A 14,713-nucleotide genomic window follows, 5' to 3' on the forward strand; every position below is an offset into this window, starting at 1 on the left:
GATTGTGACAGAGTTCCGGCGGGCCGTGGGGGCCCGTCCGTGAGAAGAAAGGCGAGTGATGCGCCACTCCGTGCGCCTGTTCGCGATCGTGGCAGCCCTTCTCGGGGTCGTCTCCCTGGCGGCGGCCTGCGGGAGCGACAGCGACACCGGCTCCGGCACGTCGACGGGCACCAAGGTCATCGACGTCACCTTCAAGGGCGACTCGGTCACCCCGAACGGCGAGACGATCGAGGTCTCCCGCGGCCAGAAGGTCGAGCTCGAGGTGCAGGCCGACTCCGACGGCGAGATCCACGTCCACTCCGACCCGGCGAAGGAGTACTCCTACAAGGCCGGGACCACCCACATCTCGATCGGCTCGTTCGACGTGCCCGGCCGCATCGAGGTCGAGTCGCACGCTCTGGAGAAGACGCTCTTCATCCTCGAGGTCAAGTGATCCTCGCCCACGGGATCGGGGGCCGACAGGACCTACCGATCCCGCTCGAGCAGGCGATCCTCGGAGCGGTCCTGGCGCTCGTCGTCTCGTTCGTCGTCCTCGTGCTGGTCACCCGGTGGCACGAGGCCGAGGCCGTCGAGAGCGTGGCCGAGGCGGACGCACCCGCCGGCGTACCCGCTCCGCGGCAGTGGCGGCCCTCGTGGGTCACAGCGCTCGGCCGGGTGGTCGACTCGACCGCGTGGGCCGTCGCGCTGCGCACGGTCGGCATGCTCTTCTTCGCGTACGCCGTGCTGGTCGCCTGCTTCGGCCGCGACATCGCCAACAACCCGCTCTTCGGGATCTTCTACGTCTGGTGGTGGATCGGCCTGGTGCCGTTCTCGGTGCTGTTCGGGCCGGCGTGGAAGGCGATCAGCCCGGTCCGGACGATCAACGCCGCGTTCACCGCCCTGCGCGGCGGCTCGGGTGAGCCGCTCTACCGCTACCCCGAGAGGCTCGGTTATTGGCCGGCGGCGGTCGGGCTGCTCGCGTTCGCGTGGATGGAGTTGGTCTACCCGAACAACAACTACCTCGGCCCGGTCCGGCTGTGGTGTGCGATCTACGTCGCGGTGATGCTCGTCGGCGGTCAGCTGTTCGGCACCCGGTTCTACGAGCGCTGCGACCCGTTCGAGGTCTACTCCAGCCTGGTCGCGAAGCTGTCGGTGTGGGCCCGTGACGACATCGGCCGGCTCGTCGTCCGCACCCCGCTCGGCAACCTCGACACGCTGCGGCCGGCGGCCGGGCTGGTCACCGTCGTCTGCGTTCTGTTCGGGACGATCGTCTTCGACTCGTTCCGCGACTCGACCCCGTGGCTGGAGCTGAAGCAGGGCGAGTTCATCACCGCCCACCGGCTCGGCTACCCGCTCGACAACGTCGCCCTGATCGGCTTCCCGCTGGCCGTCGCGATCTTCTACTGCGCCGGGACGATGCTCACCGGTGTCGGCCACGTCGACCGGCGCCACCTGCCCGCGCACCTCGCGCCGTCGATCGTTCCGATCGTCGTGGGGTACGTCGTGGCGCACTACCTCAGCTACTACTGGGAGGCCGGCCAGGCGACGCTGCGGCAGGCCTCCGACCCGCTCAGCAACGGCGGGAACTGGTTCGGCACCAGCGGGCTGCAGGTCAACTACTTCTTCGCCTACCACGCGACCCTGCTGGCCGACCTCAAGGTGCTCTCCGTCGTCGTCGGCCACGTGCTCGGCGTCTGGTCGGCCCACATCCGGGCGCTCGAGGTGCTGCCGCGCAAGCACCTGGTCACCGGCCAGATCCCGCTGCTGGTCACGATGATCGGGTTCACCATCGGCGGGCTCTACCTGCTCTTCGCGTCCTAGGCCGCGAGGATCGCGTCGACGAGCGGGACGACGGCCTTCGGCAACGCACCGTCGGCGGCCGTCTCGACCAGGGTGCGGCCGGCGACGAGCGCCTTGTCGACGGTCGCCCGGTCGTCGGGCAGGAAGTGCAGCCCGACCCGCCGGGCGACGCCCGCGACCATCCCGGCGATGTCGCGCTCGGTCCAGCCGAGGCTCGGTCGCATCCGGTTGACGACCACCCTGACCGGCGTACCGCCGCCGCGCTCGCGCAGGTCGACCAGACCGCGGGCCAGCCGGGTCAGGCCGACGGGGTCGGCGGTGCCGACCGCGACGATCTCGTCGGCGACCTCGAGCGCCTCGGTGGTGAGCTGGTTGCGGCCGGCGCGGCCGGTCAGCGCGCCCGAGAGGTCCTCCTCGAGGCTGAAGCCGGTGTCGACGACGACGTGACCTGCGCGGCTGCCGACCTCGACCAGCTCCTCGACGAGCCCGGGTCGCAGCTCGGTCCAGCGGTCGGCGCGCGGCAGGCCCGTGACGACGCCGAAGTGCGCGCCGAGGCTGCGCACCGCCGTCGCCACCCGGCTGGTGAGCTCGCCGCCGGCCTGGAGCCGTGCGGCCTGCAGCAGGCCGGAGATCTCGTCGAGGATGCCGAGCTGCTGCGCGATCGACCCGCCGTACGGGTCGGCGTCGACGAGGAGCGTCGTCAGCCGCCGACGGGCGAGCTCGGCGGCGACGGCTGCGGCGACCGTCGTACGTCCGGGGGCGCCGGCGGGGCCCCAGACGGCGAGGACGCGGCCGGTGCCGACGCCCGCGGCCGGGATGGCGTACGCCGCCGGGCGACCGTCGCGCCCGGTGGCGGTGTCACCGCCGGCCGGTGGGGCGGGCTCGTCGGGCGCGGTGAGCACCGCGGGCAGGACGGCGAGGTCGTCGTCCGGGACCACGCGGGCGATGCCGACCCTGGCGGCCCGCAGCCGGGCGGCGTCCTGGCCCGCACCGGCCGGAACCACGGCGACGGTGCGCAGGCCGTGGTGGCGCAGCTGCTCGACCGCGGGACCGTCCAGCCCCGGGGCGTCGACGCCGACGAGCGCGGCGTCGGCCTGCCCGGACGTCGCGGCGGCGAGCAGCTCGTCGACGTCGACGCAGCGCTTGAGGACGACGGTGGCGGGATCCTGCTCCAGCAGGGTGAGCGCCGCGGGCTCCCAGGCGGCCCCGGCGGCGACGACGAGGATGACGGCCACGTCGGCTCCTAACGCCGGAGGACGACCGACACGGCCGGCTCGTCGAGCGACCCGACCAGCGCGAGGAATCCGGGCACGTCCTTCTCCTTCACCGCGAGGGTCAGCTGCTCGGTGCCGCTGGCGGAGAAGGACTCCTCCGGCGGGACCACCGAGACCACGTCGACGGCTCCCAGCGCCGGCCCGTCCTCGTCGCGGGCGGGCGGCCGCCCGACGTACACGTCGACGACGGAGCCCGCCTCCACCGCGGGCGGCACCTGGGCCGGATCGACCGAGATCGGGACCTGGAGGAGCCCGCTCCCGCCCGCAGGCCCGACGGCGCTGCGCGGCAACAGCTCGCCCGCCGAGCCGCCGTGGGTCAGGGCGAAATCCGCGGGCAGCGCGTCGTCCACCTCGTAGTAGTCCCCCAGCCTGCTCCCGTCGGCGAAGTGGACCCGCTCGGGCCTCAGGTCGTCCTCGGTCAGCACGTCTCCGGCCGCGACGTCGTGGGCGAGCGCCCAGACCTGCACGGTGTCGTCGGCCGACCCGATGATCCGAGCGCCGGCGACGACGCAGGCCGCCACCAGGGCGACGCCGAGCCACAGCCGTGGGTCGCGCCAGCCCGCCCGCGAGGCCCTGACCGCCGGGGGTGCCACGGCCGGCGCAGCCGTCCCGGGATTCTCTGCCACGCGCACATCATCGGTGCACCGACCGTCCCTGTCACGCCCGTTGTCCACAGGTCAGCGAGGCGCGCGTGTGCGAACCGGATCCGTTTGGGAACATGGGACCATGGCCGGTGCCCCCCGCTTCCTGACCCTCGCCGACGTCGCCGAGGTGCTCAACACCTCGAGCGCACAGGTCTACGCCCTGGTCCGCCGCGGTGAGCTGCCGGCGATCAAGATCGGCGGCCGCGGCCAGTGGCGGGTCGAGGCGAGCGTGCTGGAGGAGTACATCCAGAAGATGTACGCCGAGACGAAGGCCTTCGTCGCCGACCACCCGTTCCTGGAGTCCGAGGCCGACGTCGACGCCTGAGCCCGGCGAGGTCAGTCGACGTGTGAGCCGAGGGTGACGTCGACGGTCCGCTCCTCGCCACCGTCGAGCACGGTGAAGCTCACCTTCTCGCCCGGCTGGTGCGACCTGATGGCGACGATGAGGCCGATGCCGTCGGTGACCCGCTGACCCTCGACCTCGATCACCCGCTCGCCCGCGTGGATTCCGGCCTTCGCCGCGGGCGAGCCCTTGTCGACCGACTCGATCCGGGCGCCGTCGTTGGCGGTGCCACCGGTCTCGACGCGGGCGCCGACGACCGGATAGGTCGCGTGTCCGGTGTCGAGGATCTGGCGAGCGGTGACCTTGACCTGGTCGATCGGGATCGCGAAGCCGACCCCGATGTTGCCCGACTCGCCCTGGCTGCTGCCGCCGGCGGTCGCGATCGCCGAGTTGACGCCGACGACCTGGCCGCGCAGGTTGACCAGCGGCCCGCCCGAGTTGCCGGGGTTGATGGCCGCGTCGGTCTGCACGGCGTTGATGTACGACATGTCGTCGGCGGTGTTGCCGGTGGACACCGGTCGGTGCAGGGCGCTCACGATCCCGGCGGTGACCGTCGAGGACAGCCCCAGCGGTGACCCGATGGCGACGACCGTCTCACCCACACGGAGTCGCTCGGCGCTGCCCAGCGCAGCCGGTGCGACCCGCCGCATGCCGGGCACCTCGAGCACCGCGAGGTCGTAGACGGTGCTGCGCCCGACCAACGTGGCGTCGTACTCGTTGCCGTCCTGGTCGACGATCTCGATCGGCCCGTTCCCGGTGGCGGCGTCGGCGACGACGTGGTTGTTCGTGATCACGTGGCCGCGCTTGTCGAGCACGAAGCCGGAGCCGGAGGCGCCGTTGCGCACGCCTTGGTACTCCGCGAGGACCTGCACCGTCTTCGGCAGCAGCGCGTCGGCGACCTTCACGACGCTCGCCTGGTCGGCGGCCAGCGGCGCCCTCGTCTCGACGGTCGCGGGGTCGAGCCCGCCCTGCGGTGCCGGCCCGTCGTCGGAGTCGCGCAGGGTCGCGCCGAGGAAGCCGCCGGCGACGCCGAGAACCAGGGACAGCACGGCGACGGCGGGCCAGACCCAACGGCTCATCCGGGGGCGCTTGGCCGCCGGGTCCGCCTCGGGAGCAGGCTGGGACGCCGCCTCGCCGGGCGCGAGCGTGCCGAGGGGCGTACCCGGCCCGGTCGGCTCCGTCGACTCGGTCGGTCCGCTCGACGTGTCGGCCGTCGCCGGCTCCGCCGGGCGCGACAACGGCTGCGTGAACGGCTGCGTGAGCGGCTGGACAGGCGGCTGCCCGGGCGGCGGACCCCAGTTAGGCGGGGGCTCGGACGGACCCGGCGGCGGCACCCAGGCGGGCGGCGGCGCGGAGCGCCCGGGCGTCCGGTCCTCGCTCATGCCGCCTCCACGGGGAACCAGCAACGATACGGACGCGGCGGCCCGAGAGGCTCGATGGTCGCTCGCTGGCGCTCGCTCATGGGTCACATTGTGGCGCGAGGCGCCCAACGCGCGCCCACGGGGCGGCGGCGTACGGGCTACCGGCCCGGGCGGCGGGCGTTGTGGACGACCGCGACGGTCGGCACTGTCGGGTCGATCGTGGTGACCGGCGTGTGGCGGTGGAAGGTCGGAGCGGCGGCTGGACCCGCCCCGACGGCGAGCAGGCCGAGCATGGCGGCACCCACGGCGCCGCCTCCGAAGGCGGCGAAGGCGAGCGTACGACGCGTCGAGCGCCGCTCCTGCGCGAAGCCGAGCAGCAGCTGCTCGGTCGTGACCCGGGGTGCGCCGAGCAGCTCGCCCTTGAGCCGGTCGGGGGCGGCGACATCGGGGGCGCAGCCGAGCCCGGCGAGCCGCCGCTTGAGCCACTGCTCGCGCTCCAGCTGGCCGCGGCAGACCGCGCAATCCTCGACATGAGCCCAGGCGCGCTCGGCCTCGTCCTCCGGCAGCTGCCCGTCGAGGAGCGCGCTGGCGCGGGCGCCCAGATGGCCGCCGAGCAGACTCACGAGGCGCCGCCCCAGAGCACCTTGGGCCCCGAGTAGCGGATCCGGCCGCCCTTGGGGGCACGGTGGGCGAGGGCCTCGCGGAGCATCGCGCGGCCGCGGTGGATCCGGGACCGGACGGTGCCGAGCTTGGCGCCGAGGATCTGCGCGATCTCCTCGTAGGACAGCCCCTCGACGTCGCAGAGGACGACGGCGGCGCGGAAGTCCGGCGGGAGCGTCGCGAGCGCGTGCTCGATGTCGTCGTCGAAGCGCTGGTCGGTGTAGGCGTCGTCGGGCGTCGGCCCGCTGCTGGTGAGCCGCTGCGCCCGCTCGTCCGAGAGCGCGTCGAACCGGATCCGCTGCTTGCGGCGGGCCTGGTCGAGGAACAGGTTGGTGGTGATGCGGTGCAGCCAGCCCTCGAAGGTGCCGGGGCTGTAGGAGTCGAGCGAGCGGAAGACCCGGACGAAGACCTCCTGGGTGAGGTCCTCGGCGTCGGGACGGTTGCCGGTCAGACGGTAGGCGAGGCGGTAGACGCGGTCGGAGTGCTGCTCCACGATCTCGTCCCACGTCGGGACACCCGCCGCACCGCGGTCGGCAGCAGCAGCGCTCTCCATCGCACCCATCGCGCGTCCTCTCGAGCTCAACGTCGTCACTGACTCCTTCACGGTAGACCTGGCGACTGAGAACCGCCTGTGACAAACCAACGAACCACTACCCGGCGGGGTTCCCCGGGCGGCAGGCGCGCTCGGGATAGGTTGGTCGCCGTGACCACTCCGATCTCAGCAGCCAGCTGGACCTACGCCGAGGAGTTCGTCGCCGAGGACGAGGTCCTCGCGGCCGCGCGGGCACGCGCCGAGGAGGTCGGGGTGACGCCCATCAGCCCCGGCGGCGGGGCCACGCTCCGCTTCCTCTCCTCCCTGCTGGAGGCGCGGGCCGTGGTGGAGATCGGCACCGGCACCGGCGTCTCGGGGCTCTGGATGCTGCGGGGCATGCGCCCCGACGGCGTACTCACCACCGTCGACATCGAGACCGAGCACCAGCGGCTGGCCCGCAAGACGTTCACCGAGGCCGGGATCCCGACGCAGCGGGCGCGCACGATCGCCGGCTCCGCCCTCGACGTCCTGCCGCGGCTGACCGACGCCCACTACGACCTGGTGTTCGTGGACGGCGACAAGACGGAGTACGCCGACTATCTGGGCGAGGCGCTGCGGCTGCTGCGGCCCGGCGGGATCGTCGCGTTCGACAACGCCCTGTGGCACGACCGGGTCGCCGACCCCTCACAGCGCGACGACGAGACAGTCGTCATCCGCGACCTCGGCAGGACCGTCGCCGGCGACGACCGCCTGCTGCCGCTCCTGCTGCCGGTCGGCGACGGGCTGCTGGTCGCGAAGAAGCTCTGGCAGGCCGACTGACACCTCAGCGTCGGTCGCCGACGCCGGCCAGCGGGTCGTCCTGGCCCAGCCAGCTGAGCAGGAGCCGCGCACCGAAGCCGGTCGGGCCCTGGGTCCACTCGAAGCTGTCGGCCGGTGCGTCGCCGACCGAGGCGATGTCGAGGTGGGCCCACGGGAGGCCGCCGGTGAAGTGGCGCAGGAAGAGCGCCGCCGTGATCGCGCCGGGGCCGCCGGGCGCGTTGTCGGCATCGGCGACCTTCGAGGCGAGCCGCTCCTCGTAGACATCGGCCAGCGGCATCCGCCACAGCGGCTCGCCCGATGCCTCGGCGGCCTCGGCGAGCAGCGCCGCGAGCGCGTCGTCGCTGGCGAAGTAGCCGCCGACCTGCTGACCGAGCGCCACCTTCATCGCGCCGGTGAGCGTGGCGACGTCGACGAGCGCGGCGGGCTTGAGCTGGTCGACGGCGTACGCCAGCGCGTCGGCCATGACGAGCCGGCCCTCGGCGTCGGTATTGGTGACCTCGGAGGTGCGGCCGCCGTAGTGACGGAGTACGTCGCCGGGGCGGGTCGCCGAGCCGGAGACGGCGTTCTCGGCGGCGGCGATGAGGCCGACCACCTTGACCGGGCAGCCGACCGCCGCGAGCGCGGCCATGGTGGCGAGCACGACGGCACCGCCGGTCATGTCGCGCTTCATGGTGACCATGCCCTCGCCGGGCTTGAGGTTGAGGCCGCCGGTGTCGAAGGTGATGCCCTTGCCGACCAGCACGACCGTCGGCGCGCGGCGGGCGCCCTTGGCCGGCTTGTAGTCGAGCCGGATGAGCCGCGGCGGCGTGGCCGAGGCGGCGCCGACGCCGAGGATCCCGCCGAAGCCGTCCTTGGCGAGGGCCTTCTCGTCCCACACCGTGACGTCGAGCCCGGCCTCCTTGGCGACCGCCTCGGCCTGCTCGGCGAGCCATGCGGGGTTCTTGAGGATCGCCGGCACGGTGGCCAGGAAGCGGGACCGCCAGCCGGCCAGGGCGACCGCTGTGGCACGGGCCAACGCGGCGGCCCGCTCCGTGCCGACCTCGGCCAGGACGATGCGGCCCACGGGCTGCCACTGGGGGCCGCCCGAGCGCCAGTGGAAGTCGAAGGAGCCGAGGGTCGCGCCCGCGACGAACGGGTCGAGCGCCACGGCCGGGTCGGCCGCGACGATCGTGGTGACCACCGACTCCCGGTCGCGCGTCGCCCGCGCGAGAGCCGCGCCGGCGCGACGGAAGTCGGTGCGCTGCTGGTCGCCGACGCCGACCAGCAGGATCCGCTTCAGGGAGCCTTCGGCGGTGACGGGGAGCGAGGTGACCTCACCGGCCTTGCCGGTCGCGCCCTCGACCTCGAGGACGCCGAGGAGGTCGTAGGTCTCGCCGAGCTCCGCGGCGCCGGGTCCGAGGACGAGCGAGCCCGTCTCGCCGGCCGGCATGACCGGCAGCGCGACGACCTCGGCGTCGACCTCGGCAGGTGAGAGGGCGCTCAGCTCGAGCTGTGGCGGTGTGACCTGGACCGGGAGGGTGGGCGACAGACTCTTCGACGACAAGCCGGACCGCTCAGCCCACGACGTCCTTGAGGGCGTCGCCGAGGGCGCCCGCCTCTTCGGCGTTGAGCTCGACGACCAGGCGGCCACCGCCCTCCAGCGGAACGCGCATCACGATGCCGCGCCCTTCCTTGGTCACCTCGAGCGGACCGTCTCCCGTCCGCGGCTTCATCGCCGCCATGCGGCACCTCATTCCGTGTCTGGCCGTGTGTCCGGCGTTGTCTGGCGTCCTGGCGGGCCGGGGCTGTGGCCCGGATCGCGTCGTGCGCGTCGTCCATTATCCCCTATGCCCGGGACGGGTGTGGCGCGAGGCGCCGCAAACCAGGACCCGGTCTGGTCAGCGGTGGCCGCCGAACAGGCGCAGCAGCTGCCGGGGTGCTTCGACCCGCATCCGGTGTCGGGTGGGGTGGGCGCCGTACTCGACGGTGACGGCGGTGCCGCGGAAGCGACGGTTGTACCAGCTCGTCATCGTGCCGTGGCACCCGCCGCCACACGTCACCGTGTGGAGCGGCAGGTGCAGCGCGCGGGCGAGGCGACGGGAGAAGCGCTTGTTCTTGTGGGCGGTGTCGACCGCCTTGAGCGGCTGGTGGAAGCTGACGATCCGGCTGGGCCGGACGGTTCGGAGGAACCGCATCAGTGCGCGGGTCTCCGGCTCGGAGGCAGGCTTCGGGCCGGAGGCGTAGTGGCCGGTGAGGTGCACCCAGTCGGCGGGGAAGTTCCGGTTGAGGTCGACGCCGTGTGCGTTCTTGCGGGTGTTGCGCGCGTACCCGTCGGGGTTGGCGGTCGGGATCACCCAGAGGTCGACGCCGTGGATCGGCCTGCCGTCGCGCAGGGCCTGCGGGATCTGCCGGATCGCCCGCTCGTTGCCGTGGATCGTCGACATCACCAGCACGGTCGGGATGCCCTTGCCCCGCTCGCCCAGCCGGAACGCGTAGATCCGGCGGCCCTTCACCGAGTGGCCGATCACCCGGACCTCCTTGACCGCCGGACGCCGCGCCGCCGATGAGCTGTACGCCGAGGTGTACGCCGCTGGAGTCGCCGCCACGCCCGCCGGCGCCCCGTCGTACGACGATGCCGGCGGCGCCCCGAGGAGGACGGCCGCGAGGGAGAGGACGAGGGTCACCAGCGCGCCGAGTCGCGTCATCGCTTCGGGCCTTCCTGATCGGGGTCAGACCACCTGGGTGAGATAGGCCCAGGTCATGTAGAGCACGCCGAGCAGCATGCCGATGTGGCCGACGATCGACAACCACGGACTGCTTGACCAGTTGTCGGCTGCCGGGTGCATGGAGTGCCTCCCGGCATGGCGGCCACGGGCGGGCAGCCAGCGGAGGAGGATGAAGAGCCCGGCGACGACGACCAGCCAGAGGAAGAAGAGCCCGATGATGCCGGTGAGCGAGGAGCCGGCCGCGGAGCCGTTCTTCCCCACGAGGAACACCACCCAGATCAGCAGCCCGAGCAGTCCGCACACCGAGTGGACGGCGGGCAGGAACACGCCCGTCGCGCCCTGCCCCCCGCCGCCGTAGCGCAGCCGCAGGCGGGTCAGCAGCACCACCACCGCCGCGAGGAGGGTGATGACGTAGACGAGCAGCTGCTGGTACCCCACGGCGGGCATTCTGGCTCAGTCGCGCGACGGGTCGCCATTCGGCTCGGGCGCGGCCTCCTCGCGGTCCGGGTCACGGGGTCCGGCCTCGAGGGCCTCCCGGTCGGCGTACTCGGCCGCCAGCCGGTCGATCAGCGCGTCGACCTCGCTCATCCGGTAGCCGCGCAGGGTGACGCTGAACCGCAGCCGGCGCAGGTCGGCCGCGCGCAGCGGCCGGTCGGCGGGGACGAGCACGTCCGGGCGGTCGCCGTACTCCTCCGCCAGCGGCGAGCCGAGACCGGCGGCTACAAGCGCCACCCCACCGAGCGCGAGCACGATGAGGACGGCGAAGAGCCACATCACGAGGAGTCCCGGGCCTTCACCATCAGCTCGACCGCCTCGTCGACGTCGTCGGTCAGCGTGAGCATGTCGAGGTCGGACTCGTTGATCCGCTTGTCGGCCAGCATCGTGTCGCGCATCCAGCCGACCAGGCCCTCCCAGTGCCTCACACCCATCAGGACGATCGGGAACTGCGTGATCTTGCCGGTCTGGGCGAGCGTCATCGCCTCGAAGAGCTCGTCCATGGTGCCTAGTCCGCCGGGGAGGACGATGTAGCCCTGGGAGTACTTCACGAACATCGTCTTGCGGACGAAGAAGTACCGGAAGTTCAGCGGCACGTTGACGTGGTCGTTGAGGTCGGCCTCCCAGGGCAGCTCGATGCCGAGCCCGACGCTGGTGCCGCCGGCCTGGAGAGCCCCCTTGTTGGCCGCCTCCATCGCGCCCGGGCCGCCGCCGGTGACGACCGCGAAGCCGGCCCGGGCGAGCGCGCCGCCGACCTCCTCGGCCATGGCGTACGCCGGGTCGTCGACCGGGGTGCGCGCCGAGCCGAAGACCGCGACCGCGGGGCCGAGCTCGGCGAGCTCGTTGAAGCCCTCCACGAACTCCGCCTGGATCTTGAGAACCCGCCACGGGTCGGTGTGGACCCAGTCGCTCGGCCCGCGGCTGTCGAGCAGCCGCTGGTCGGTCGTCTCGCCGTCCGGGGTCGGGCCTGGCCGCATCCCGTTGAAGGTGTTCCTCATCGGCTCTCCAGCCAGTCGCGCAGCGACGCCTCGCAGTGCACGATCTGGGCGATCGGCACGTGCTCGTCCTGCTTGTGGGCGAACATCGGGTCGCCCGGGCCGAAGTTGACCGCCGGGATCCCGAGCACCGTGAAGCGGGCGACGTCGGTCCAGCCGAACTTCGGGTTGACGGTGCCGTCGGCGCCGCCGACGGCCTCGACGAACTCCTTGGCCGCCGGCCGGTCGAGGCCGGGCAGCGCACCGGGTGAGCTGTCGGTGAGGGTCACCTCGTAGCCGGCGAAGAAGTCCCGCAGGAACGCCTCGGCCTCGGCCTCGCTGCGGTCCGGGGCGAACCGGTAGTTGACCGTCACGACGCACTCGTCGGGGATCACGTTGCCGGCGACGCCGCCGGAGACGAAGACGGCGTTGAGCCCCTCGTGGTACTCCAGCCCGTCGATGACGGGCTTCCTGGCGTCGTACGCCTCGAGGCGGCGGAGCACCTCGCCGGCCTTGTGGATCGCGTTGGAGCCCTTCCAGGAGCGGGCGCTGTGGGCGCGCTCGCCGGTCGTCCTGACCTCGACTCGCATCGTGCCCTGGCAGCCTGCCTCGATGACGCCGTCGGAGGGCTCCATCAGGATCGCGAAGTCGGCCGCGAGCAGGTCCGGCTCGGAGGCGGCTAGCTTGCCGAGCCCGTTGTGGATCGCCTCGATCTCCTCGGCCTCGTAGAGGACGTAGGTGACGTCGCGGACCGGCTCGGTCAGGGTGGCCGCCAGCTTGAGGATGACCGCGTCGCCGCTCTTCATGTCGCAGGTGCCCAGACCGTGCAGGATCCCGGCCGCGCTGTCGAGCCGGCTCGGCAGGTTGTCGTTGAGCGGCACCGTGTCGAGATGGCCCGCGATCACGACCCGCTCCGGCCGGCCGAGCTCGGTCCGGGCCACCACGGTGTTGCCCCGGCGGGTGACCGTGAGGTGGTCGTACGCCGACAGCGCTGCCTCCACCGCGTCGGTGATCGCCTGCTCGTTCAGGCTCACCGACTCGATGTCGACGAGCTGCCGGGTCAGGGTCACGACGTCGGTGGTCAGGTCGAGGGTTGTCACGCACCTAGTCAAGCAGCCCGTCGGTACGACGTCTCGATCTCCCCCGACTCACCGCCGACCGTTACGTTCCCGTGAAGAGTCGGTCTCGTTTGCGTTCGTAGCGCTCGCTACGCACTACCGTCAGCGCGCTTCGTCCCTCCCCGATGAGGAGTCTCCTTGCGATACCGTCTCACCCGCGCGCTCACGGCCGCTGTCGTCGCGCTGCTCGCGGTTCCGCCGCTCGTCGGCCTCAGCACGCTCGAACCGGCGGCCGCGGCCGCACCGCCGGGGCCGCACCACACGCTCACCAAGGCCCAGGTCCAGCGGTCCTTCGAGCAGTTCCGTTCGGCGGTCGCCAAGCCCGGCGCCGCGTCCGACCTGACGCCCTACTACCGCGATCTCACCGCCGGCCGGAGCAAGCTGACGGCGGCCCAGCGCGCGTACGTCGACCGGGTGGTCCGCGGCACCAGCCCGGCCGTGGAGCGGGCAGCCGCCACCGAGTCGTCGGACGACGCGCCCGTCTACTGCGCCGCGGGCTGCGCCTACGACGCCCCGCCGGTCGACGCCGACGGGCGGTCCTCGCTCGCGAACACCCTCTGCGACGGCACCGTCTGCCTCCACTACGACACCGAGGCCGACGTGGCGGCGTACAACGAGGCCGCCGCAGCCGCGGACGAGGGCCTCGACCAGAGCGACCCCGACTACGTGTGGCCGCTCTCCCCGGGCAACGCGGTCACCGACGCCGGTACGCCGGCGAAGGTCCTCCGGATCGCGTCGTCGGTGGCCCGGGCGTACGCGAAGGCCGGCTGGATCCGGCCGCACAGCGACGGCCTGGTCGGCAACCCGGCCGACGGGCCGTACGCCGGCGTCGAGGGCCAGGTGGACATCTACCTGCAGGACAGCGGTGGCGACTTCTTCGGCCTCGAGGCCGCCGACTGGAACCACTGCGACGACGAAGGCATCCACTGCGCCGGCTTCATCGTCCTCGATGCGAACTACGCGAGCCCGCAGACGACCACCGGCGTCACGACGTTCGACACGATGGCACCGCTGGACAACTTCCGGGTGACCATCGCGCACGAGTACGAGCACGTCCTGCAGTTCGCGTACGACGCCTGGGCCGACGGCTGGCTGATGGAGTCCACCGCGATGTGGGCCGAGACCGAGCTCTACCCGCAGCTCAACGACAACATCCGCTACCTCGACGAGAGCCCGCTCACCAACCCGGGCCTCTCGCTCGACGACAACGGCTACGCCTCCCCCGACCCCGACGCGGTCTACAACGAGTACGGCGTGTGGTCGTTCTGGCGGTACGTCACCGACACGATCGCGACCAGCCGCACGGCGGGGCTCCCCGACTTCGTCAGGGTGCTGTGGGAGAAGGTGTCGACCCCCGGTGACAACGGCTACAACTACGGCTACGACACCACCTCGCTGACCGCGGCCGACCAGGCCCTCCGTGAGGTCGGCTCGTCGCTGGCCGAGGCGTACGACGGCTACGTCCTCGGCGGCCTGTACCCCTCCCGGCTCCTCGGCGCGAACGCGCACAAGAAGAGCACCACCGGCACGTCGTACCCGACCCGGCAGCCCGACACCTCCGTCGCGCTCACCGGCGCGGGGACGACGGGCGGCACGGCGGCGGTCAACCACCTCGCGTCGTACGACGTCCGGTACGTGCCGTCGGGCACGGCGCTCAAGGGCGCCACACTGACCCTCTCGGTGACGCTCCCGGCCGACACCCCGGACCAGAGCGTGATCGTGAGCGCCGTGACCGGCTCGGGCGCGGTCAAGGTCTTCCGGCCGGTCCCCGAGGACGGCGTGGTGACCTGGACGGGCAGCCCGTCGTCGTACGCCTCGGTGGACGTCACCCTCGTCAACGGCACGGGCATCGACCCGGCCACCTGCGGCACCGACCCGAACTGGTCGTTCACCTGCTACGGGCTGCCGGACCACGACGGGGCGACCTTCGCCTACACCGCGACGGTGGCCGGCTGACCCGGAGCCACCACGGACGTAGGGCCCTCGGACGCATCCAGCGCGTCCGAGGG

17 protein-coding genes are annotated in these 14,713 nt (G+C 72.5%); 5 read left to right on the forward strand and 12 right to left on the reverse strand.

The annotated features are described in order from the left end of the window. Positions 1 to 58 precede the first annotated feature (58 nt). Entirely contained in the window at positions 59 to 433 is a 375-nt protein-coding gene (locus tag ABLE53_RS03870; RefSeq protein WP_348857330.1) for a hypothetical protein, read from the forward strand. Continuing rightward, positions 430 to 1,800 carry a hypothetical protein gene (locus ABLE53_RS03875; protein WP_348857332.1) on the forward strand — a complete coding sequence of 457 codons (1,371 nt, stop codon included), beginning with the start codon at positions 430 to 432 and terminating at the stop codon, positions 1,798 to 1,800. Before ABLE53_RS03870 ends, ABLE53_RS03875 begins: the two co-directional genes overlap by 4 nt. Here the strand turns inward: ABLE53_RS03875 and ABLE53_RS03880 are convergent. After that, positions 1,797 to 3,014: a CpaE/TadZ family protein gene (locus ABLE53_RS03880; protein ID WP_348857333.1), complete on the reverse strand. Its 1,218-nt coding sequence runs from the start codon at positions 3,012 to 3,014 to the stop codon at positions 1,797 to 1,799. The genes ABLE53_RS03875 and ABLE53_RS03880 overlap by 4 nt on opposite strands. An 8-nt stretch (positions 3,015 to 3,022) precedes the next feature. Continuing rightward, positions 3,023 to 3,679: a hypothetical protein gene (locus ABLE53_RS03885; RefSeq protein WP_348857334.1), complete on the reverse strand. Its 657-nt coding sequence runs from the start codon at positions 3,677 to 3,679 to the stop codon at positions 3,023 to 3,025. A gap of 100 nt (positions 3,680 to 3,779) precedes the next feature. On the opposite strand from ABLE53_RS03885, the gene ABLE53_RS03890 reads away from it, so the two are divergent. Beyond that, positions 3,780 to 4,022, forward strand: coding sequence for a helix-turn-helix domain-containing protein (locus ABLE53_RS03890; protein WP_348857337.1), 243 nt, complete (start codon positions 3,780 to 3,782; stop codon positions 4,020 to 4,022). An 11-nt stretch (positions 4,023 to 4,033) separates the two neighbouring features. On the opposite strand, the gene ABLE53_RS03895 is transcribed toward ABLE53_RS03890, so the two are convergent. The 3 genes from ABLE53_RS03895 to sigE all read right to left on the reverse strand — a co-directional run bounded on the left by ABLE53_RS03895 (position 4,034) and on the right by sigE (position 6,623). Next, a complete protein-coding gene (locus tag ABLE53_RS03895) occupies positions 4,034 to 5,422 on the reverse strand; it encodes a S1C family serine protease (protein ID WP_348857339.1) in 1,389 nt (462 codons plus the stop codon). A gap of 137 nt (positions 5,423 to 5,559) precedes the next feature. Next, positions 5,560 to 6,024: an anti-sigma factor family protein gene (locus ABLE53_RS03900; RefSeq protein WP_348857341.1), complete on the reverse strand. Its 465-nt coding sequence runs from the start codon at positions 6,022 to 6,024 to the stop codon at positions 5,560 to 5,562. Beyond that, positions 6,021 to 6,623 carry an RNA polymerase sigma factor SigE gene (gene sigE, locus ABLE53_RS03905; RefSeq protein ID WP_348857343.1) on the reverse strand — a complete coding sequence of 201 codons (603 nt, stop codon included), beginning with the start codon at positions 6,621 to 6,623 and terminating at the stop codon, positions 6,021 to 6,023. The genes ABLE53_RS03900 and sigE overlap by 4 nt, the downstream gene beginning before the upstream one ends. Before the next feature lie 141 nt (positions 6,624 to 6,764). Between sigE and ABLE53_RS03910 the strand changes: the two genes are divergently transcribed. Continuing rightward, on the forward strand, positions 6,765 to 7,412 hold the full coding sequence (locus ABLE53_RS03910) for an O-methyltransferase (RefSeq protein WP_348857344.1): 648 nt from the start codon (positions 6,765 to 6,767) through the stop codon (positions 7,410 to 7,412). A 4-nt stretch (positions 7,413 to 7,416) separates the two neighbouring features. Here the strand turns inward: ABLE53_RS03910 and ABLE53_RS03915 are convergent, their stop codons facing one another. The 7 genes from ABLE53_RS03915 to dapE all read right to left on the reverse strand — a co-directional run bounded on the left by ABLE53_RS03915 (position 7,417) and on the right by dapE (position 12,686). Then, on the reverse strand, positions 7,417 to 8,955 hold the full coding sequence (locus tag ABLE53_RS03915) for a leucyl aminopeptidase family protein (protein WP_348857346.1): 1,539 nt from the start codon (positions 8,953 to 8,955) through the stop codon (positions 7,417 to 7,419). 10 nt (positions 8,956 to 8,965) lie between these two features. Then, on the reverse strand, positions 8,966 to 9,133 hold the full coding sequence (locus tag ABLE53_RS03920) for a DUF3117 domain-containing protein (RefSeq protein WP_082574674.1): 168 nt from the start codon (positions 9,131 to 9,133) through the stop codon (positions 8,966 to 8,968). Positions 9,134 to 9,289: 156 nt separating this feature from the next. Further along, on the reverse strand, positions 9,290 to 10,096 hold the full coding sequence (locus tag ABLE53_RS03925) for a M14 family zinc carboxypeptidase (RefSeq protein WP_348857348.1): 807 nt from the start codon (positions 10,094 to 10,096) through the stop codon (positions 9,290 to 9,292). 24 nt (positions 10,097 to 10,120) lie between these two features. Next, positions 10,121 to 10,555 (reverse strand): hypothetical protein, encoded by a 435-nt coding sequence (locus ABLE53_RS03930; protein WP_348857350.1) that lies wholly within the window; start codon positions 10,553 to 10,555, stop codon positions 10,121 to 10,123. A 15-nt stretch (positions 10,556 to 10,570) separates the two neighbouring features. Next, positions 10,571 to 10,891: a DivIVA domain-containing protein gene (locus tag ABLE53_RS03935; protein WP_348857351.1), complete on the reverse strand. Its 321-nt coding sequence runs from the start codon at positions 10,889 to 10,891 to the stop codon at positions 10,571 to 10,573. Beyond that, entirely contained in the window at positions 10,891 to 11,610 is a 720-nt protein-coding gene (locus ABLE53_RS03940) for an LOG family protein (protein ID WP_348857354.1), read from the reverse strand. The genes ABLE53_RS03935 and ABLE53_RS03940 overlap by 1 nt, the downstream gene beginning before the upstream one ends. Continuing rightward, positions 11,607 to 12,686: a succinyl-diaminopimelate desuccinylase gene (dapE, locus tag ABLE53_RS03945; protein ID WP_348857355.1), complete on the reverse strand. Its 1,080-nt coding sequence runs from the start codon at positions 12,684 to 12,686 to the stop codon at positions 11,607 to 11,609. The genes ABLE53_RS03940 and dapE overlap by 4 nt, the downstream gene beginning before the upstream one ends. A gap of 156 nt (positions 12,687 to 12,842) precedes the next feature. On the opposite strand from dapE, the gene ABLE53_RS03950 reads away from it, so the two are divergent. Then, complete coding sequence (locus ABLE53_RS03950) at positions 12,843 to 14,660, forward strand: MXAN_6640 family putative metalloprotease (RefSeq protein ID WP_348857356.1); 1,818 nt, start codon at positions 12,843 to 12,845, stop codon at positions 14,658 to 14,660. Positions 14,661 to 14,713: the final 53 nt, after the last annotated feature.

The organism is Nocardioides asiaticus, assembly GCF_040049175.1.
GTDB classification, from domain to species: domain Bacteria; phylum Actinomycetota; class Actinomycetes; order Propionibacteriales; family Nocardioidaceae; genus Nocardioides; species Nocardioides cheoyonin.

Bases quoted from the DNA above. Each gene is read 5' to 3' on its own strand.
- ABLE53_RS03935 (WP_348857351.1), bottom strand. From the start codon at position 10,891: ATGTGGCTCTTCGCCGTCCTCATCGTGCTCGCGCTCGGTGGGGTGGCG.
- ABLE53_RS03895 (WP_348857339.1), bottom strand. From the start codon at position 5,422: ATGAGCGAGGACCGGACGCCCGGGCGCTCCGCGCCGCCGCCCGCCTGG.
- sigE (WP_348857343.1), bottom strand. From the start codon at position 6,623: ATGGGTGCGATGGAGAGCGCTGCTGCTGCCGACCGCGGTGCGGCGGGT.
- ABLE53_RS03920 (WP_082574674.1), bottom strand. From the start codon at position 9,133: ATGGCGGCGATGAAGCCGCGGACGGGAGACGGTCCGCTCGAGGTGACC.
- ABLE53_RS03890 (WP_348857337.1), top strand. From the start codon at position 3,780: ATGGCCGGTGCCCCCCGCTTCCTGACCCTCGCCGACGTCGCCGAGGTG.
- ABLE53_RS03940 (WP_348857354.1), bottom strand. From the start codon at position 11,610: ATGAGGAACACCTTCAACGGGATGCGGCCAGGCCCGACCCCGGACGGC.
- ABLE53_RS03925 (WP_348857348.1), bottom strand. From the start codon at position 10,096: ATGACGCGACTCGGCGCGCTGGTGACCCTCGTCCTCTCCCTCGCGGCC.
- ABLE53_RS03870 (WP_348857330.1), top strand. From the start codon at position 59: ATGCGCCACTCCGTGCGCCTGTTCGCGATCGTGGCAGCCCTTCTCGGG.